This is a genomic window from Butyricicoccus sp. AM05-1 (assembly GCF_003474415.1).
GTDB lineage: Bacteria > Bacillota > Clostridia > Oscillospirales > Butyricicoccaceae > Agathobaculum > Agathobaculum butyriciproducens.
Map to the genome: position 1 here is coordinate 104720 of NZ_QUDG01000010.1, position 17092 is coordinate 121811.

Consider the following 17092-nt stretch of genomic DNA (forward strand, 5'->3'; position numbering starts at 1 on the left):
TCAGGCGTTTTTGAAACTACACATCATCGGCCAGATCGAGTAACTCGTCCAATGCTTCCAGCACTTCACCGAGTACCCAGATCACGCTGAATAAGCCCATATTGTTCGCCTCTCTCCTTAGTATGCGTATAACAGCTCACCGGTCATTTCGTGCAGCAGAGTAGGATCGTAAAGCATTTCTTCGATCTCCTCCGAACAGCCGTAGTCGAGCAATGCCTGAATTTCATCTGCCGTTATGCCGAATGCTTTCGCCACGCTGAACAGGTCATCGTAGTTCGCAGTCGTATCCTCGTAGTAACTGCAGTAATAGGGATAACGCCGCCACCAATGCTCATAGCTGTTTTTCGGCATAAAGCTGCCGGTAGTGATATGTCCCGCTCGGTCAATCTTCAAAATCTCGCCCTCCTTTGGCTCCAGAATGTCAGAGGGTGTGTTCAGCTTTAACTTCTTGATGGTCTTGCACAGGATTTCCTGTGTGGAAGCGTAGAGCAGGTAGCCGTCGTAAAACATGAAGCACAGCGGGTTATCGCCAACCACAAACCAGATAGCATCGTTCTTATCCAGTACCGTAAACACAAAAGAACCCTCGACCTTTTCAGCCATGAATTGCAGGCTGTTAAAGTCGAGGGTTTTGTTTTTCTCTAAAAGCTGAACGGCAACGTAGCTGCCTGTTTCTACGCTCGTCAGCGGAAGATTTTCCGTAGCGCGGAGTTCCTTATCGTTCCAGAGAACGCCGTTATGCGCGAGTGCAAAAGCACTGCTGTCAACATGACCAAGGAACGGGTGGTTATTCTGGTTAAACTGTGCATTACCCTGTGTGGTCTTACGGGTGTGTCCCATGACAACGTTCACGCCGTGCGGAATATGGATTTTCATCTTCCGAGCGGGAATCGGACGTTTGTAGATACGCAGGCGGTCGTTGAAGTTATAGGCGATGCCGGTTGCATCCGTGCCGCGCACCTGACACTCTCTGGCGAGGGTATTCAGAATTTTGTTCTTTGTGTGAGTGCTCAGGCACTCCGTAAAGTCGATTAAGCCAAACAGACTGCACATACTCATTCCTCCTCGCTTGCGGTGACAGGTTCGTTGACATACAGGCGGCGTTCCTTAAGATACTGAATAAGTTCCAGCTCCTTGATTTCGTCGAGGAAGTCAAACCAGCTCATGTCCTGTACCTGATAATCGGACAAAGAAACAGCCACCTCGACAAGATGGTTGACCATCTGCAAAGTGGCTTTCAGTGTGTTTAATTTCAAAGTTCCGCGGAACATACGGATTTCTACCGTGTCAGAGTTCGTAAGATTGACCGCCGTATAACGCCCGGCACAGGAATTCTTCGCGTGGCTCATCTGCTCGGACGGCGTAAGGCGAATACCGTACCGAGCCGCCCAGCGGTTCATCTGGCTCTGCGTACGGCGGCTGAATCGAAGCAGCTCTGCCCAGAACTTTTCCACGAAGTAGAGCAGACGGGCAATCGCGGCCTCCTGCTGTTCGTAAGTACAGCCAAAGGCCAGGCGAGAGATGTGAACGTGCAGGCCGCAGGTGCCGGCGGCATGGCTGAGATACCCCATGCGCTGTGCTTTACAGAGTACCTGTTCCCACGGCATTTCGTTCAGGTGGTATTCCAGCGTCATGGGATGTGTAACAAGTTCAAGACCCTCATCCAGACTGCCATCGGTTTTGATGTACAAGTTTTCGGCGTTTGCGTTGGCAATGTCGAGCAACTTCTGTGCGTTGCTGTTCACCGTGCCGCCCTCATCAATCTCCAGCTCTACGCCAAAATGCCGCAGGCCCTTGCCGTGGAACACAAGGTCGGGCGTATAGTTGTAGTCGTGAATCGCGCCCTCATGCTCGTCCCAGCAGTCCGAGCAATAGGAATGATCGTCGTCATCAAAGTATGCATCGTAGCTGCGCAGGATGCAGCCACAGTCGTGGCAGCGGACATAGTGCTCGTCAAAACAGCCCTCGCAGAGCGTGTGATGATCGTCCTCAATGGCGCTTTCCTGATAGATGCGATCGCCGCAGCGGTCACAGGTTACTGTCAAACGATCTACACAGTCCTCACAGAGCCAGTCGCCCTCTACCTCAAACATCTTGCTGATCGGGTGCTCTGCACCACAGTTGTCGCAAATTCGAGTATCTTTCATTTTGGTTTCCTCCATTCAGTATTTGTTGGGTTGTTGATACTTCATGGAGATAATATGTAATTGAAAATACTCTTATTTACGGAAATAGTACAAATCCCCCATTTCTGCACACATAAATGGGGGAAATCTTCTGTGTTCCGCGTTCTGACGGTATACTTTTTACACTTATACTTATTATTACTATTATTCTTATTATACACTGTGGAAAAAGTATCTATGCGGAACGCAGAACGCGGAACAGACCATTTTTTCAATTCAAGCAAGGCAAATTGCACAATGCTTATTTTTGCATCTCAGCCACCTGTTTTAGACGGTCTTTCGCAACATATTCTCGTGCAATTTTTAAGTCTTTGTCAGTGTAGAAATCAATCGCTTTCTGCAGTTCACATATTTTATTCCGTTCTTCATTAAAAAATGCAGAATGATCCTTCTTATCCACTGCACCAATCAAATAATGCGGTGTTACATTCAATATATAGGCGAGTACTTGTAAGCGTTCAACATCAATATCCTTATTCTTTTTGCGTTCAATCCGTGAAATACATTCAACTGAACAACCAATAGCTTTTGCCAAATCCTTTTGTGAATAACCCTTTTGTAAATAACTCTTTTCTTCTCGCGCTTGCCTCAAACGCTCCGCATAAGCCTGATGTGTTTCTTCAATACCGTTTATCTCATAGCATTTATCCACAAAATACTTTGAAATATCGAAAAAATTTCCTTTCGCTTTAATTTCCGCTCTTAATTCTTCTGACATTTGAAATTTTGCAGGAGGCATTTTCACTTCTCCACCCTTCGTTTATCGTTGCTCATGCTTGAATTCCATTATTTATATAATACTCCATTTCATATGGATTGCCAATAGATTATTATACGAATTCGCATTATCATTTGTTTATTCTCACCAAGCGCTTGAGTGGAATAAATCTACACGAAAGGATCATAGTATATGAATTCCATTCTTTCCGAGGATTCACCGGAGTTTCCACTACAAATCCCCCTGTACTTCACACCGATCATATTTGAAGCAGCAGAAGCTACTTCAAGCATAGCGAATCCGTCTAATACTTCCACTGTTCCACCGGTCGCATCGGTTCCTAACTCTCCATTTACCAGCGTTGCACCGATACCCCAAATCACTGTGCAACCATCTTCGCTGAACACGCTTGCAAAGCAGAACTTAGCGCATCAAATCTCGGAAATGCGTCAAAAGCGCACCGAAGTACTTCCGACCGAAGTCACACATTCTCCTGTCCCTCCCGTAATAGAGCGTCCCAAAGCGGCTAATGCAGCGGCAATCGCCAAACGCATCGCCTCGACCGGTAAAATCCGAATCTATCAAGAGCACGTTTACTGGTACGAGAACGGCTGGTATCATCTGCTGCAGACCGGTGAACTGCGCCGCCTGATGCGTTCTCTCTGTACTGCCGACATTGAAAAACACAGCAGCAAGCGGGTTTTCGAGGACATCGAAGTCTTCCTGCTCAGCAATTCCAAGCTGCTTGCTGAACCACCAGGCAACCATTCGCTGCTCTGCATCCAGAACGGTATCTATGATATGACAACGAACACCATATCGCCGCATACTCCTGCCTACTTTTTCACGCATTGTCTGAATGTATCGCTGCCTACTCTGTGCCATGGTACGCCGCACTTTGACAATTTCATAGGTTTTATCACCGGAAATGATTACGCTCTGCAAATGCGTATCTGGCAAATGCTCGGCTATATTTTTGCCTGTGATACCGATGGTAAGGTATTCTTCCTGCTGCAAGGTGTCAGCAACAGCGGCAAAAGCGTGCTGCTTGAGTTGCTGCGCTCTATGTTCAATCCCGAAGCTGTGAGCACACTTGATCTTTACCGTCTTGGCGACCGTTTTTCCGGTGCAGCCCTGATTGAAAAGAAGCTCAATATCTGCGGTGATCTTCCTAATCGTACGCTCTCGGCACAGGCCGTTGCAACGCTCAAACAGATCACAGGACGCGATCTTATGACAGTGGAGGAAAAGTATAAGCCGCTTGCAACCATGGCACCAGCGATCAATCTCGTGTTCGCATCGAACTTTCCGATTCGGATGGCCGAAGAAGATACGGCGCTGTTATCCCGCATGGTGGTGATACCTTTTCGGTTCTCTATCCCTACGGAACAGCAGGATCATCTACTCACACAGAAAATCCTTGCCGAGCGGGACGGCATCTTTCTCCGCGCAATCCACGCATATCACCGTCTGCTTGCGGACAAGTACATCTTTGCAGGACAGGCCCTCGTCGATCAACTGTTATCCCAGTCCTACGCATCGCCTGTGGCCGAGAACCAGAATATTGCTGCATTTCTAAATGATTGCTGTATCCTGACCGGTGACAACAGCTTTACTTCTACACAAGACCTGCATGAAGCCTGCACCGCCTATTGCGTGAAACACGACTTGCCGATCATAACCGATCGGACACGCTTTTCGCGCATACTGCGCAGCCAGCTTGCGAATAAAGTCGAGCCGAAAAAAATACGGATCGGTGACAAGACCCACAATGGGTACATTGGAATTAAACTATCGAACCAATAAGGAGAAACAAATTATGGGTAAGCATAAAAATAACTATAAAAGCAAAAATGGCCGCTACTATGTTCTCAAGGGCAGCAATGCCGTTATGATCGCCTACAACTGGGATCAGGCAAACGAATGTTTCCGGAAGTACATCTGCTCTCCTAAACGTCAAATCTCACACTGCTCTTACTTAGACGCACAGCACGATGCGCTGAACCACCTAAGAGAGATTGCACCCGGTCTTCCTATTCCACTCGAACTGCCGCTTGGCCGTATTATCACGGTCCGGTCGCTCATGCAGCAGTACTTAGGCAATACGGAGGTCTGATTCTATGACAGCACAAGTAAAATGTATCACCTTATCCGCCCGTGATCTGGCTGAACTGCTCGGCATAAGCCGTAGCGCTGCCTATGCGCTCTTTCACCGCGAAGATTTCCCAACACTCAAAATAGGCCGCCGCCTGCTTGTAACACACGATGCACTGATGCAATGGCTCAAAGAGGACGCCGCCAAGAAAAGCGCCTGAATATGCAGCAGAGGGCAAGGTCTAAAACCTTACCCTCTGCTTATCTCACGCACAGCATTTATCCCCAGCTTGTGCAAAACTTGCATACCTATGCTATACTATTTACATACAATCGAACTGTATGTGCCGGAAAGGAGTATTCTTTTACTTATGGCACGAAAAAATAAAAAGCGTGAAGCCGGAAGCGGCTCTATTACCAAACGGAAAGACGGCCGCTGGCAGGGTCAGTACGTGTCCGACTATGATCCGAAAACCGGCAAGCTGCGTCGTCATACCATTTACGGCAAAACGCAGAAAGAGGTCGCAGAGAAACTGCGTGCTGCAACCTCCAGTATTGACAACGGCACCTTTCAGGAACCGCGTAAAATCACGATAGCCGAATATGCCGCAGAATACATGGCAACTCATGTTGCCACGCTGACCGATTCCACACAGCGCAGTTACGAGAAAAATCTTCGGCTGCATATTCTTCCCGCACTGGGTACTCGCCGTTTGACCGACCTCACCCACCGCGAGGTACAGCGCTTTGCTTCGTCTTTAAGCGCAGGCGGTAAAGGACTTGCCCCCAAGACTGTACACACCGTATTCGGCACGCTGCACGCCCTGTTGACCGCCGCACAGCGCGATGAGATCTTACAGCGCAATGTTGCTGACTTCTGCTCTCTGCCGCGTGTAACGCAAACCCGCGCCAAAGCGATCACCTCTGCCGAGCTGAATCAGTTTCTCGATCTGATCCGCAAGGACGAATTCTATTATCTGTTCTTCCTCGATATTTTCTCCGGTATGCGCCAGTCCGAAATTCTCGGCTTGCGCTGGGCTGATATTGACTGGAACCGAAACAGCCTTGTTGTACGCAAGCAGCTCCAGCAGAAATGCAAGAAAGGTGATTACAGTTATACGCTCATTGACCCGAAAGAGAACAAGCAGCGGCGTATTATTCTGGCGGAAACGGCTATGCTTACGCTTCAGAAGCAGCGCACCAAGCAGCAGCGTCAGCGTTTAGCCGCCGGACCGCTGTGGAACAATCCGTTTGATCTGGTTTTCACCAATGAATTTGGCCGCGCACTCAACCACCAGACCGTATACAAGCACCTCAAGCGTCTGCTGCGTTCCTGCGGTATGGGGGATTATACGTTTCATTCTCTGCGCCACTCATTCGCTACGATTTCGCTGGAAAACGGCGATGATATTAAGACCGTACAGACGAATTTAGGCCACAGCACGGCTTCGTTTACGCTGAAAACCTACGCTCATGTCAGTGACCAAATGCAGCGCAGCAGTGCCGCCCGTATGGAGGAGCTGATCTCCAGTCTAGGAGCCGTAAATTAGCCCGTTGCTGTCACGATTGCTGTCAAGAAAAATTAAGTCGTTCTAAAAGTTATCGTTTTCTATCTATAAACGCAGAAAAGCTGCACTTTCCATAATAAAAAGTGCAGCTTTCATGGCGGAGACAGAGAGATTTGAACTCTCGCGCCGATTTCTCGACCTACTCCCTTAGCAGGGGAGCCCCTTCACCAGCTTGGGTATGTCTCCATGTCAAGGTATTGAGTTGTACGCGGAGTTATCCTCGATCGAACCCTCCGCGCGCAATCTCGTGATTGGCGGAACGGGTGGGATTCGAACCCACGCGCCCTTTCGGACAAACGGTTTTCAAGACCGCCTCGTTATGACCACTTCGATACCGTTCCGTATCTTGCCCGATAAGCAAGATTTATTATACAGGAATTTCTCCTGCTTGTCAACAGCTTTTTACAAGAAGAACGACTGTTACAGCCGCTCTTCCCATTCTTTTACCTTAAAACCCGGAAGAGCAAAGTCCTCGCCGATGAGCAGCGGGCGCTTGACCAGCATGCCATCGGTCGCGAGCAGCGCATACTGCTCGTCCTCGGTCATGGCCGGCAGCTTGTCTTTGAGTCCCAGCGCCTTATACTGCAGGCCGCTCGTATTAAAGAACCGCTTAAGCGGCAGACCGCTCTTTTCATGCCACGCACGCAGCTCCTGCTCGGTCGGATTGTCCTGCTTGATATCACGCTCGTCAAACGCCACACCGCGCTCCTGCAGCCACGCCTTCGCCTTCTGGCAGGTCGAGCATTTGGGATAGCATACAAACAGCATTTCGTTGTCCTCCTCTGTTAATTCTCATCTGCCGTCTGCGCTGCGTCCGAGCGGCACAGGCAGAACAGCTCAGCGGCCAGCATAACGCACGCTGCTGCAGCCAGAATGCCGCGCAGCACCATTTTGATCGACCACATGGACGGGATGCCCATCAGCATAGCCAGACCGTAGCCGCCGATATCCGACACCGACATGGTGACCGCCACTGCGGCAAAGAACGCCAGCATAGCCGGTGCCGGCTTGCCAAACAGCAGACGCGCCAGTTCATAAAACGCCAGCACAATCATCACATCCGCTACCAGTCCAAAGCCAAACGACGCCAGCTTCGGATCGGTGCAGGTCATGCGGTAGTTGACCAGCAGATGCAGGCAGCTCCAGAACAGCGGTACGAGCGTCATTGCGGCGCTCTTTTCCGTCATCTGTACGCCCTGTGCCTTGGCCAGACCGATCATGCAGCCGCCGGTCAGCACGCCCATGATCGCGTAGACGATCTCCAGAACGCGCGCCCATGCAGCCGCGTCCTGCTCTGCCGTGGTGATGGTCAGATACAGGTAGCCCAGACTGCCCGCCGCTACAATCAGTCCCGCAACGACAGCCGCCATGCGGAACAGCGTCTCTTTCGTGCCGATCAGCTGCTCAAACGGCACCTTATTGCGCGTCTTAAGCGGCAGCGCCAGCACAGCATATACAATTGCACTGATAGCGAACAGCGCGATTACGAACCAGATCCATTTATCGCCTGCCGTCGGCAAGCCGGTGCTTACGTCAAAACCGTTCAGCAGGTGCAGCGCGCGCAGCGCAATCCCCGGAACACACAGCACGACCGCCAGAATCGGCAGAAGCTTCGTTGCTTTCATGTTGTTTCCTCCATTAAGAGATAGTATTAAACGCTACTATTATAGCATACTTGCCGCAAGGCTTCAATACAGCGAATAATTGATATTTGCATATAAAAACAACCGCCTGTTCAAAACAGACGGTTGTTTCGCACATTGCGCGTGTTCAATAGAATTTGCCGTACAAATTCCAAACGGACGACTTTGGAATGGCCTGCGGTCCGTTCCTGCTTGCCGGTGAAACCGTGGTTCCGCGACAGCAATCAGTGCTGGCTTACCTTGGGCATCTGCACCTTTTCCTGTGCATTGAACTCCGTGTTTGCCGGGGTCTGCTTGCTCATGCCGAGCTTGAGCAGAATCGGCGTTACCAGCGTAGTAACGATAACGACCAGTACGATCGGCGGGAACATGTGCGGGTCGATCAGACCGGCCTGCTCGCCCTTCTGTGCTACGATCAGCGCAACCTCACCGCGGGATACCATACCCAGACCGATGGAGAATGCATCATAGGTCTGGAAGCCCATGACGCGGGCACCGAGGCCACAGCCGATGATCTTGGTCAGGATTGCAACGATGGTCAGTACCACTGCGAAGATCGCCATGGTGCTGGTCAGACCTTCCAGGTTGGTCTTAATACCGATGGAAGCGAAGAACAGCGGAGAGAACAGCATGTAGCCGAGCACGTTGGTCTTGCTTGCGACATAGTCACGCGCAGAGGACAGACGGCACATTACGATGCCTGCGAAGTATGCACCGGTAATATCTGCAATACCGAAGTAACGCTCCGCAACGTAACTCATCAGGAATGCGAATGCAACCGCATAGATCGCGATACGGCGATGACGATGCCACTTTTCCTCCATCTTGAGGAATACGCGGTACATAACGATACCAACAACCAGCACAAAACCGAAGAACGCAACGATGCGGCCGAGCACCAGAACCGGCTTTACAGTCGGATCGGTCAGTGCGGTCAGGACGGTCAGTACCACGATACCGAGGATATCGTCGATAACGGCCGCGCCGAGGATCGCCGTGCCGACTTTACTTTTCAGCTTGCCCATCTCACGCAGGGTCTCAACGGTGATCGAAACCGAGGTAGCCGTCAGAACGACACCGATGAAAGCAGCCTTCAGCATGTTCATCGGGTCGGTCGGATCATTGTCGAACGCCAGATAGCATGCAACACCACCGATTAGCGGCACGATAACACCGATCAGCGCAATAACGAAGGACGCAAAACCGGTGGTTTTCAGCTCGTCCAGATCGGTATCCATGCCTGCGTTGAACATCAGGATGATTACGCCGATCTCAGCAGCCTTTACCAGAAAATCCGTTTCGCCTACCCAGCCGAGGCAGCTCGGGCCGACCAGCACACCGGCAATCAGTGCACCGACAACCTGCGGCATATGCACGCGCTCCGAAGTAAGGCCGAATACCTTTGTGAACAACATGATGATCGCAATCGTCAACAGAAAGTCATATGACATTGTTCCCACCCTTTCTTAATGTGATAACCTTTTGCATAGAATATTATACTCTTTTTCGCGCAAAGAACCAGCTAAGATTTCAATTTTTGCTCCGTGATTTTGAACGAAATTACCAAATCTATGGTCAATCCTATGTGCATTCTGCCAATTCCCCTATTTTCTGGCATTATCCAGCAAATCCTTCCGAAATCGCCTGTTGTCCCTCTGCGAAGATATGCGTGCGCGCGCCCATGCGTCCGTAAAATACAAATCGGCAGAACGGACCGACCACAAAGATCTACAGCGGGTACGCCAGCAGAAAGCCTAACTCGTCTGACTTGGTTTTGAACACTGTTTTTTCTGCCCCGTCTATGCCGCAAGGCAAAAAAAGAACGCCTTGCGAGCATAAGCTTGCAAGGCATTGAAATTTCAGTTTTTTCCATTATATCATATTGTGTGGAAATTTCAAGTGTTTTTTTCTTCGCCTATTCCTATTATATATAGCCGCCGCTTGAGAAGCGAACGAAATGTGCGCTGACGCCGCGCGGGCGCACAAGAGGGTAGACACCTGCGGTTTCCACCCTCTTGTGTATCTCCCCTTTCCCTTAGAGGGTCTGGCGCAGACCAGAGACCGGCGACCGCTCCGAAATGGGGGAACGACAGTCGGGTTACCGTTGCGTGTCTTTCGTGAAATATTCGCAGTTCACAGATAGATTACTGCTACACAGGTGGTTTACTCTACGCAGGCGCGGCATAACCGTGCCGCGCAATTCGTAAGCGCGTTATGATAGACAGCACCTACGAGGATAAATTGTACCAAATGTCTAAATTCGTAGGTGCCGTGCGTTACAACGTGCCAAGGATTTGCGCGGCACTGTCATGCCGCGCCTTGCGTTGATTAACCCGCATGTGTAGCAGAACGGTATCTGACCCTGCGAACAGGTTGCTCAAGAGGACGGACTCCGAAGGTAGTTCGTCCGTAGCAGAGAAAAAATCCTCTGCCGTCCCCCTATTTCGCAGCGGGCACATGTTGGCAATCTGCGCCGGACTATCAAGCAAGGGAAAGGCAGGAGTTCAAAGAGGAAGGAAAACCGCAGGTTGTCCTTCCTTTTTGCCCACCGCCGTGGGTACGGCATCGTCCCCGCGGCGGGTGCCGCGACGCTCCCGCCGTCCGCAGACGGCGAATCCCCCCGCTGAATCTCAGCGAAAAACTCTCCGCCCGTTAGGGACGAACACGCTGACGCAGTTCGTGCACCCCGGCTTTCCAGTGCAGAAAAGGAGCCGCCCGTTAGGAGCGAACACACTTACGCAGTTCGCGTACCCAGCTATCCGGTGCCAAGAATGCCCGACCGCTCTGCTGTTTTAGGCAAAAGTAAAAACCCCATTCCAACCGGAACAGGGTTTTATACTTCGCTTTTATATGTGTTCAGGAATTAGCCCTGAGAGATAGCGCCTACCGGGCAGGAACCTGCGCAGGTACCGCAATCTACACATGCGTCAGCGTTGATCTCGTACTTGCCGTCGCCCTCAGCGATAGCGCCAACCGGGCACTCGCCAGCGCAAGAGCCGCACATAATGCAGCCGCCACCGATAACATATGCCATTGGTATTGCACCTCCAAATGTATTTTACAATTATCATTTTACCACAAGATTTAAAAAAAGCAACAAAAACAAGTGGTTAGTCTTTGGTAACTTTTATCATAGTACACAATTTGGGTCAGTTTATGAAAAATCGAGAAAAATCGTGATTCAAAGCGATATAGCGAGAAAACTCACGGTTAGCCTTATCTACCTCACTTTAATAGTCAGAAATGGTCAAATTTTTCTCTTGATTTTAGACGCCTCCGGATATACAATATAGACAATGATCAGGGAAGGTCAGATGAGTGAGTACCTTCCCCGGAAGGAAGTGAAACACCATGAAAATGTCCGATGTGATCGCCGACTTCATCGGTGAGATGTTGTCAGACGGCGGCGGCGTTGCTGAGCTGCAGCGCAAAAGCCTTGCTGACCGGTTTTCGTGCGTACCGAGTCAAATCAATTATGTGATAGAGACCCGCTTCACACCGGAGCATGGTTATCTGGTTGAGAGCCAGCGCGGCGGCGGCGGTTTCATCCGCATTATCCGTCTGCTGGATGACAAGCAGCGCACGCTGCTCGAAGCGGCACGCGGTATCGGCGGACGGCTGAGCCAGAACGACGCGGCGCGGCTGACACGCGCACTCGTTTCCGCTGAGCTGCTTACCCAGCGTGAAGGTCAGCTGCTGCTGTCCGCCTGCTCGGACGGTGCGCTGGCGGAGGTTGATAAGACCGACCGCGACAGACTGCGTTCTGCGATTTTCCGATGCGCAGTCATGGGTGTTGCAACAACGTGATGCCCTTTTCTCCGTAAACACTACATTATATGTAATCTCTCAGAGAGGAGTTTTGACTTATGAAATGCGAAAAATGCGGCAAGAATGAAGCTACCATGTATTATAAGGAAACCGTAAACGGTGTCACCCGTGAGATGCACCTGTGTCCGAAATGTGCACAGAAGGAAAACCTCGGCGGTGCGTTTGAAAACGCATTTCAGTCGATGAACCACTTCTGGAGCGATCCGTTCCATTCGTTCCTCGGCGGCGGCTTTGGCAGCCTGTGGAATGACATGCTGGGCGAGGTAGCTCCGACCGCTACCATGCTCGGCACCGAGCGCAAGTGCCCGACCTGCGGCATGACCGAAAGCGAACTGCGCCGCACCGGCCGCGTCGGCTGCCCGGACTGCTACGCCACGTTTGCGGACATTCTGAATCCGTATGTGCAGAAGATCCACGGCGCAACGCGTCATATCGGCACGGCACCGGCGGCGCCCGAACAGCCCAAGGCTGACCCGGTGGCTGACCTCAAGGCACAGCTGAAAGCGGCAGTTGAAAGCGAAGATTACGAGCGCGCAGCAAGCCTGCGCGATGAGATCCGCAGAATGGAGGGTGAACAGAAATGAGTATGTTTGAGATTCACGGCGGCTTTACCGGGCTGGCAGCGTCCAGCCGCGTACGCCTGGCACGAAATATTAAAGGCTATCCGTTCCGTCTGACCGAACAACAGCACAGCGAAATTGCTGACAAGGTATTCGCTGCACTGAAAGAAAACCCGACCATCGGCCCGGAGTTTGACAAAAAGCAGATCATCCCCCGTTCGACCGAAGCCTCGCAGCTGGTCGAGGAACACCTCATCTCCCCCGAGCTGGCGCAGAACGGCGGCTGGCTGATTGTCTCCAAGGACAGCAGCGTGTCCATCATGGTCGGCGAAGAGGATCACCTGCGTCTGCAGGTCATCGGCACCGGCCTTTGCCCGAAGGAATGTCTCGAAACCGCAAACCGTGTAGCTTCGCTCATTGAAGCGGCGCTGCCGTTCGCGTATGACGAGCGCCTCGGCTACCTGACCGCCTGCCCGACCAATATCGGCACCGGTCTCCGCGCCTCCATCATGCTGCACTTGCCGATGCTGACCGCAACCGAGCAGATGGACCGCATCATCGGCTACGCGGGCAGCCGCGGCTGTGCCGTTCGCGGCACCTACGGTGAAGGCTCGCAGGCGGTCGGCGGATTCTATCAGGTGTCCAATCAGGTTACTCTCGGTGCGTCTGCCGCAGAGCTGACCGACAAGCTGGTAGAGACCGCGACCACTATCATCGACGCCGAGAAAAAGGCGCGTGAGCAGGTACGCAGCCAGAACGAACCCGCACTGCGCGACCGTATTTACCGCGCAGCAGGCACGTTGCGGAGTGCATATCTGATTGACACGAATGAAGCCGTTCAGTGCATTTCCAATGTTCTGATTGGTCTGCAGATGGGTTTCCTGTCTGGCATGGACGCGCAGAAGCTGTACGCACTGGAGGAGCACATCCGTCCGGCAATGCTGAACGGCGCACCGCAAGACCGCGATAAGAAACGCGCGGAAATCCTGCGTGAAGCGACAAAGCCTATTCAATTCAACTAATCATCTGTCCCGCAGGGGCGCACAGTGTGCGCCTACTCCAACCACGATGCTGAAATCCGGGCGCACACTGTGCGCCCCTGCGAGGACGTTTTACCCCTAAACCAAGCTATTTTCCTACTCTGAAAGGAGTGTTATTTATGTTCTATCAAAATCGTTTTACCGAGCGTGCCCGTCAGGCACTGTCGCTTGCACAGGAAGCGGCCGCTTCGTTCGGTCACAGCTACATTGGCTCGGAGCACCTGCTGCTCGGCCTGCTGCGTGAGGGCGGCGGCCCTGCCGCAAAGGCACTCACTGCCGCCGGCGTGACCGATGAAGCACTCGTTAAGCAGATTGAAGATCTGTCCGGCCGCGGCACCCCGGATTCCACCGCGCCGCAGGGCATGACGCCGCGCACCAAGCGCATTGTAGAGCTGTCCGTACAGTCCGCGAATGAGATGGGCACCGGCTATGTCGGCACCGAACATCTGCTGCTCGGCATCCTGCGCGAAGGGCAGAATGTGGCACTGACCGCACTGGCCAACCTGCGTATCACCCCGCAAATCCTTGTTGAGAAGCTGAATGAGGCGCTCGGCGGCGTACAGGACAGCGTTTCCGGCGAGCCTGGTACTGCTGCAAACGGCGGCGCTGACAGCAAGGACGCACTCAGCCAGTTCGGCCGCGACCTGACCGCCGCTGCCAAGGAGGGCAAGCTGGACCCGGTTATCGGCCGCTCCAAGGAGATTCAGCGTGTCATCCAGATTTTGTCCCGCCGTACCAAGAACAACCCGGCGCTGATCGGTGATCCGGGTGTCGGCAAGACCGCCGTTGTTGAGGGTCTTGCTCAGAAGATTGTTTCCGGCGACGTACCGGAGACCCTGAAGGGCAAGCGCTTGATCTCGCTCGACCTGACCGGCATGATCGCAGGCACCAAGTACCGCGGCGAGTTCGAGGAGCGCATCAAGAAGGTCATCGAAGAGCTGACCGCCAAGAAGGACACCATCCTGTTCATTGATGAGATGCACATGCTGATGGGCGCCGGTGCGGCTGAGGGCGCAGCTGACGCTGCGAATATCCTGAAGCCGGCGCTGAGCCGCGGCGAGGTACAGGTCATCGGCGCAACTACGCTGGACGAGTACCGCAAGAATATTGAGAAGGATGCCGCTCTGGAGCGTCGTTTCCAGCCTGTTCAGATCAACGAGCCGTCCGCCGAGGATGCCGTTGAGATTTTGAAGGGTCTGCGCGACAAGTACGAAGCACATCACCGCATCAAGATTCCGGACGAGGCCATCGAAGCCGCTGTCAAGCTGTCTGTCCGCTATGTAACCGGTCGTTATCTGCCGGATAAGGCAATCGACGTAATTGATGAGGCCTGCTCCCGCGTTCGCCTGTCCAGCCTGACCACTCCGCCGGATTTGAAGCAGCTCGAGGACGAAATCGCCGCCGTTGCCGCAAAGAAGGAAGAGGCCGTCAAGGGTCAGGACTTTGAGAACGCTGCCAAGCTGCGTGACGAGGAGAAGTCCAAGCGCGAAGCGATGGAAACCCGCAAGAAGGAGTGGGCTGACCAGCAGACCAAGTCGCACGGTGCTGTCACCGAGGACGATATTGCCGCCGTTATCTCCGGCTGGACCGGTGTTCCGGTTGCTCAGCTGACCGAGGACGAGGGTCAGCGCCTGCTGCACCTCGAGGATACGCTGCATCAGCGTGTCATCGGTCAGAGCGAGGCTGTAACCGCCGTTGCTAAGGCAATCCGCCGCAGCCGTGTCGGCCTGCGCGACCCGAAGCGCCCGATTGGTTCGTTCCTGTTCCTCGGCCCGACCGGTGTCGGCAAGACCGAACTGAGCAAGGCACTGGCCGAGGCCATGTTCGGCGATGAAAATGCGCTGATCCGCATTGATATGTCCGAATATATGGAGAAGCACGCCGTTTCTCGTATGATCGGTTCGCCTCCGGGATACGTTGGCTACGATGAGGGCGGCCAGCTGTCCGAGAAGGTTCGCCGTCATCCGTACTCGGTTGTCCTGTTCGACGAGATCGAGAAGGCACACCCGGATGTATTCAACATCCTGCTGCAGATCCTTGAAGATGGTATCCTGACCGACGGTCAGGGCCGCCATGTAGACTTCAAGAATACCATCATCATCATGACCTCCAACATCGGTGCACAGAAGATCACCGGCAGCGGCCGCAAGTCGCTCGGCTTCGCGGATGGCCAGCCGGAGAACGCCGCAGAGCGCACCTTTGAGCAGATCAAGGCCGACGTTATGGCGGAACTCAAGACCGCGGTTCGTCCGGAATTCCTCAACCGTATTGATGACATCATCGTGTTCAACCGTCTGAACGAGGACGAAATTGCACAGATTGCCGACGGCATGCTGCGCAAGGTTGCTGCCCGCATGCAGGATATGGAGATCACCATGGATTGGACCGAGGCCGCCAAGAAGCACCTTGCCAAGGCTGGTTTTGATCCGGTTTACGGTGCCCGCCCGCTGCGCCGCGCCGTTACCAACGAGGTCGAGGATCTTGTTGCCGAGGAATCCCTCGAGGGCAAGATCAAGAAGGGCGACAGCGTAACGCTCGATGCCGCCGACGACAAGCTGGTACTGACGCATAAGGACGCAAAGGCTCCGGCAGAAAACGAAAATAAGGACGAATAATCCTTATCTGGATAGCGAAAGAGGTACGATTCGTAAGAATCGTACCTCTTTTTTGTGCAGAATTGATAATGGATAATGAGCGTAACAATTATGCCTTCTGAATCCTTTGCAATCGTGTAACCGTAGGGGCGCACAGTGTGCGCCCAAAACCCGTGTTATTTTACGTTTCGTGGGAGCACACTGTGCTCCCCTACGATGTAGGCTGTGCAAATCGTTTGATACGGTATCGTTTTCTCTAAATTTATACTTCCAGGACGAACCGATTTACAGTATAATAAAATATATATCAGACAAGGCGGTGATACCATGTTAAGCGCACGAATCAAAGCAATTTTCGTCCTGCTGCTCGCCACCATTGTGATTATGGCCGTCACGGTCAAAAACACACCGCCGGTTTCGGAATATATGCAGACCGGAATCCGGCTGTCCGACCTGCCAGACAAGGAGTGTGTTGCATTTATGGCATCCAAGGGGGCACACATGCCGGGTCATTACAAGCAATCGCTTTATTTTCCGGCTGCAACCAAGGACTATATCACCACTTTCGAGCAAAACCCGTATAAAACACTGCGTGGCGTATACAGCGACACATCCACAAATCAATACGTCGAAGATGTCCGCAAAATCGTGAACGACTATTACGGGATTTACCATGTTGAATATTATCTCGACCACGACCCTGAATATCCCAGTGTAGGCGCCGAACAATGAACCAAAACAGCACAAAAAAAGCCTCTGTCCATCGGACAGAGGCTTTTCTATCAAATCTGAACGATATTCAGTTGATTATTTGGACTCCTTAGCAGCCTTGATTGCGTCGATCATCATCGGAACAACCTT

16 protein-coding genes and 2 tRNA genes are annotated in these 17092 nt (G+C 52.5%); 9 read left to right on the top strand and 9 right to left on the bottom strand.

The genetic code is table 11. The features are described 5' to 3' along the window. Positions 1-117 precede the first annotated feature (117 nt). The 3 genes from DW088_RS12830 to DW088_RS12840 all read right to left on the bottom strand — a co-directional run bounded on the left by DW088_RS12830 (position 118) and on the right by DW088_RS12840 (position 2925). On the bottom strand, positions 118-1053 hold the full coding sequence (locus tag DW088_RS12830) for a class II glutamine amidotransferase (protein ID WP_118361115.1): 936 nt from the start codon (positions 1051-1053) through the stop codon (positions 118-120). Positions 1054-1055: 2 nt separating this feature from the next. After that, complete coding sequence (locus DW088_RS12835) at positions 1056-2147, bottom strand: amidoligase family protein (protein WP_118361117.1); 1092 nt, start codon at positions 2145-2147, stop codon at positions 1056-1058. A gap of 280 nt (positions 2148-2427) precedes the next feature. Further along, positions 2428-2925, bottom strand: a complete 498-nt coding sequence (locus DW088_RS12840; protein ID WP_118361119.1) for a helix-turn-helix domain-containing protein — start codon at positions 2923-2925, stop codon at positions 2428-2430. Positions 2926-3096: 171 nt separating this feature from the next. On the opposite strand from DW088_RS12840, the gene DW088_RS12845 reads away from it, so the two are divergent. The 4 genes from DW088_RS12845 (at position 3097) to DW088_RS12860 (ending at position 6548) form a co-directional block, all read left to right on the top strand. Further along, positions 3097-4710 carry a DNA primase family protein gene (locus DW088_RS12845; RefSeq protein WP_118361121.1) on the top strand — a complete coding sequence of 538 codons (1614 nt, stop codon included), beginning with the start codon at positions 3097-3099 and terminating at the stop codon, positions 4708-4710. Between the two features lie 13 nt (positions 4711-4723). Next, positions 4724-5020, top strand: coding sequence for a hypothetical protein (locus DW088_RS12850; protein WP_118361123.1), 297 nt, complete (start codon positions 4724-4726; stop codon positions 5018-5020). Positions 5021-5024: 4 nt separating this feature from the next. Continuing rightward, a complete protein-coding gene (locus DW088_RS12855) occupies positions 5025-5219 on the top strand; it encodes a helix-turn-helix domain-containing protein (protein WP_118361125.1) in 195 nt (64 codons plus the stop codon). A 150-nt stretch (positions 5220-5369) separates the two neighbouring features. Then, positions 5370-6548 (top strand): tyrosine-type recombinase/integrase, encoded by a 1179-nt coding sequence (locus DW088_RS12860; RefSeq protein ID WP_158574693.1) that lies wholly within the window; start codon positions 5370-5372, stop codon positions 6546-6548. A 113-nt stretch (positions 6549-6661) separates the two neighbouring features. On the opposite strand, the gene DW088_RS12865 is transcribed toward DW088_RS12860, so the two are convergent. The 6 genes from DW088_RS12865 to DW088_RS12890 form a co-directional block, all read right to left on the bottom strand. Beyond that, positions 6662-6752 (bottom strand) — tRNA-Ser (locus DW088_RS12865). A gap of 66 nt (positions 6753-6818) precedes the next feature. Further along, positions 6819-6907: transfer RNA gene (locus DW088_RS12870), tRNA-Ser, on the bottom strand. 79 nt (positions 6908-6986) lie between these two features. Beyond that, a complete protein-coding gene (locus DW088_RS12875; protein ID WP_117492355.1) occupies positions 6987-7334 on the bottom strand; it encodes an arsenate reductase family protein in 348 nt (115 codons plus the stop codon). 17 nt (positions 7335-7351) lie between these two features. Continuing rightward, positions 7352-8191, bottom strand: a complete 840-nt coding sequence (locus DW088_RS12880) for a hypothetical protein (protein WP_118361129.1) — start codon at positions 8189-8191, stop codon at positions 7352-7354. A 242-nt stretch (positions 8192-8433) separates the two neighbouring features. After that, positions 8434-9660: a cation:proton antiporter gene (locus DW088_RS12885; protein ID WP_118361131.1), complete on the bottom strand. Its 1227-nt coding sequence runs from the start codon at positions 9658-9660 to the stop codon at positions 8434-8436. Between the two features lie 1412 nt (positions 9661-11072). After that, positions 11073-11243 carry a DUF362 domain-containing protein gene (locus DW088_RS12890; RefSeq protein WP_110435960.1) on the bottom strand — a complete coding sequence of 57 codons (171 nt, stop codon included), beginning with the start codon at positions 11241-11243 and terminating at the stop codon, positions 11073-11075. A gap of 317 nt (positions 11244-11560) precedes the next feature. Between DW088_RS12890 and DW088_RS12895 the strand changes: the two genes are divergently transcribed. The 5 genes from DW088_RS12895 to DW088_RS12915 all read left to right on the top strand — a co-directional run bounded on the left by DW088_RS12895 (position 11561) and on the right by DW088_RS12915 (position 16963). Next, a complete protein-coding gene (locus tag DW088_RS12895) occupies positions 11561-12016 on the top strand; it encodes a CtsR family transcriptional regulator (RefSeq protein WP_118361133.1) in 456 nt (151 codons plus the stop codon). A gap of 59 nt (positions 12017-12075) precedes the next feature. Continuing rightward, positions 12076-12621: a UvrB/UvrC motif-containing protein gene (locus DW088_RS12900; RefSeq protein WP_118361135.1), complete on the top strand. Its 546-nt coding sequence runs from the start codon at positions 12076-12078 to the stop codon at positions 12619-12621. Further along, complete coding sequence (locus DW088_RS12905) at positions 12618-13619, top strand: ATP--guanido phosphotransferase (RefSeq protein ID WP_118361137.1); 1002 nt, start codon at positions 12618-12620, stop codon at positions 13617-13619. The genes DW088_RS12900 and DW088_RS12905 overlap by 4 nt, the downstream gene beginning before the upstream one ends. 137 nt (positions 13620-13756) lie before the next feature. Beyond that, entirely contained in the window at positions 13757-16252 is a 2496-nt protein-coding gene (locus DW088_RS12910) for an ATP-dependent Clp protease ATP-binding subunit (protein WP_118361139.1), read from the top strand. A gap of 306 nt (positions 16253-16558) precedes the next feature. After that, a complete protein-coding gene (locus tag DW088_RS12915; protein WP_118361141.1) occupies positions 16559-16963 on the top strand; it encodes a hypothetical protein in 405 nt (134 codons plus the stop codon). Positions 16964-17092 lie beyond the last annotated feature (129 nt).